General features: G+C 72.8%; 3 protein-coding genes. 2 read left to right on the top strand and 1 reads right to left on the bottom strand.

Going from position 1 to position 2,190, the window contains the following annotated elements; genetic code table 11:
* The first annotated feature begins 137 nt into the window (after positions 1-137).
* Positions 138-659: a carbonic anhydrase gene (locus EHS43_RS43095; protein WP_125195889.1), complete on the top strand. Its 522-nt coding sequence runs from the start codon at positions 138-140 to the stop codon at positions 657-659.
* A gap of 44 nt (positions 660-703) precedes the next feature.
* Here EHS43_RS43095 and EHS43_RS43090 read toward each other — a convergent pair whose 3' ends face one another.
* Positions 704-1,396 (bottom strand): GntR family transcriptional regulator, encoded by a 693-nt coding sequence (locus tag EHS43_RS43090; RefSeq protein ID WP_125195888.1) that lies wholly within the window; start codon positions 1,394-1,396, stop codon positions 704-706.
* 220 nt (positions 1,397-1,616) lie between these two features.
* Between EHS43_RS43090 and EHS43_RS43085 the strand changes: the two genes are divergently transcribed.
* A partial coding sequence (locus EHS43_RS43085; protein WP_148104289.1) for an acyl-CoA dehydrogenase family protein occupies positions 1,617-2,190 on the top strand: 574 nt, incomplete at its 3' end.

Below are 2,190 nucleotides of genomic sequence, written 5' to 3'. Positions count from 1 at the left end.
GGCCAACACAACGAGGACATCTACGTCCATGAACTCGGTCTCTCCCCGGCCGAGTTGCCGCTGCTCAAGGAGCAGGGCGTCATCTGACCGACCCGACCCGACCCGACCCGACCCGACCGGAGTGAGGCAGCAGCCCCATGTCGACTTCCGTACCCCGAACCGCGACGGTCACCGACCGGCTCGTGGCAGCCAACCGCGCCTACGCCGCCGGTTTCACCGATCCCGGTATGGGCGCCCGCCCCGTCCTGCGCGTGGCCGTAGTGGCCTGCATGGACGCCCGCCTCGACCTGCACGCCGCGCTCGGCCTCCAGCTCGGCGACTGCCACACCATCCGCAACGCCGGGGGTGTGGTCACCGACGACACGATCCGATCCCTGACGATCAGTCAGCGCGCTCTCGGCACCCGCAGTGTGGCGCTCATCCACCACACCGGCTGCGGTCTGCAGACCCTGACCGAGGACTTCCGCCACGAACTGGAGCTGGAGGTCGGCCAGCGCCCCGCCTGGGCGGTGGAGGCCTTCCGTGACGTCGACCAGGACGTACGGCAGTCCATGCAGCGGGTGCGCACCTCGCCGTTCCTGCCGCACACCGACGACGTGCGCGGCTTCGTCTTCGACGTCACGACGGGCCTGCTGCGGGAGATCACCCCGAACTCCTGAGCCTGCCCAGCCCGTTGGAGGAGCGGTCCGGTGGCCGGCCGGGTTCAGTCGCCCCGGCCGGCCACCGCGGCGATCTGCCGGCAGTAGAAGTCGGTGGTGTTGCGGGTGTGCCGGCGCATCAGCTCCTCGGCACGGTCGGCGGCACCCTCGCCGATCGCCTCGATGATCCTGGCGTGCTCGTTCCAGGCGTCCTTGCCGCGGGGTCTGGCGATGGGCATGTAGTACCAGCGCACCCGCCGGTCGACCTGGGGGATGAGCTCGGCCAGGACCGCGTTGCGGGAGAGCCGGGTGATGTGGCCGTGCAGGGCGGCGTTCGCCTCCACGACGGCCCGCGCGTCCCCGGCCGCGAGCGCACGCAGGCCGGCCTGCTGGAGTTCCCACAGGCGGGCGAGGTCGCGGGAGGTGGCGTGCTGGGCGGCGCCGCGCGCGGAATGGGTCTCCAGGAGGGCCCGGACGCTGAGGAGTTGGGCGCACTCCTCGGCGGTGGGGGAGTGCACGAACGCCCCCTGGGAGGGTCGCAGGTCGACCCAGCCGGCCGTCCGGAGCCGCTGGAGCGCCTCCCGGACGGGCTGCCGGCTCACTCCGAGGCTCTCGGCGAGATCTGCCTCGACCAGGTGCTGTCCGGGTGTGAGCGAGCCGTTGACGATCAGCTCGGTGAGGGCCTCGTAGACCGCCTGGCGCAGCGGGGTGGGCCTGCTGATCGGGCCACGGGCTGTCACGGTGGGTGTGTCGGGCATGGGTCCCGTCTCCCTCGTTCGGCTGGTGGGTCGGGCCGTCCGGCAATCGCCGCCTCGCGCACCGTGCAGGCACGTCCCGCACGGTGCCGGCACGTCCCGCACGGTGCCGCGTCGGAAATTACCCGGCTGGACCCCTGGCGCGGTCACCTTCCCATGCAGAATACTGTATGCAATCATCGATCGGCAGTGGACCAGCAGCCACGCCCGAGGGGGTCGCCCCGTGTCGTACCGCTCCGCTCTCTCCGAAGTCCTGACCGGCACCGTCGGACCCGCCGCCGAAGCCACGGCCGTCCAGGGTCGGTTCCCCCGCAGCGCCGTGACGGCCCTCGGCGGCGCCGGACTCCTGGGACTCACCGTCTCCACCGAATACGGCGGCGGGGGACGGGGGTTGCCCGAAGCCGTCGAAGTGGTCGCGCGGACCGCGCGCGTCTGCCCGGCCACGGCGGCCGTGCTCCAGTCCCACTACGCGGCCGTCGCCGTCATCGAGGCGTACGGTGGCCCCTGGCTGCGCGCCGAGATCGCCGCCGGACGCCATCTCGCCAGCCTCGCCCTCGCGGAGTCGGATTCGGAGTCGGAGGGGGAGGAGCTCGCGGACGGTCCGGCGGCGCAGGCCGCGCTCCTCGCGCCTAGCTCCGCGGCCTCCCGTTCCGGTGACGTGGTCGCCCTGCGCGCCCGCAAGCAGCGGGTCGTCGCGGCCGGCGAGGCCGACCTCTACGTCTGGTCCTCCCAGCCCCTTGCCGCCCCCGACGGGCTGACCCTCTGGGCGGTCCCGGCACACGCCCCGGACCTGTACG

The organism is Streptomyces sp. RP5T (genome assembly GCF_003933965.1).
In the GTDB taxonomy this organism is placed as follows: Bacteria; Actinomycetota; Actinomycetes; order Streptomycetales; family Streptomycetaceae; genus Streptomyces.
The sequence above is the reverse complement of the archived record's forward strand: the minus strand, read 5'-3'. Positions and strand labels throughout refer to the sequence as shown.

Bases quoted from the DNA above. Each gene is read 5' to 3' on its own strand.
- EHS43_RS43095 (WP_125195889.1), top strand. From the start codon at position 138: ATGTCGACTTCCGTACCCCGAACCGCGACGGTCACCGACCGGCTCGTG.
- EHS43_RS43090 (WP_125195888.1), bottom strand. From the start codon at position 1,396: ATGCCCGACACACCCACCGTGACAGCCCGTGGCCCGATCAGCAGGCCC.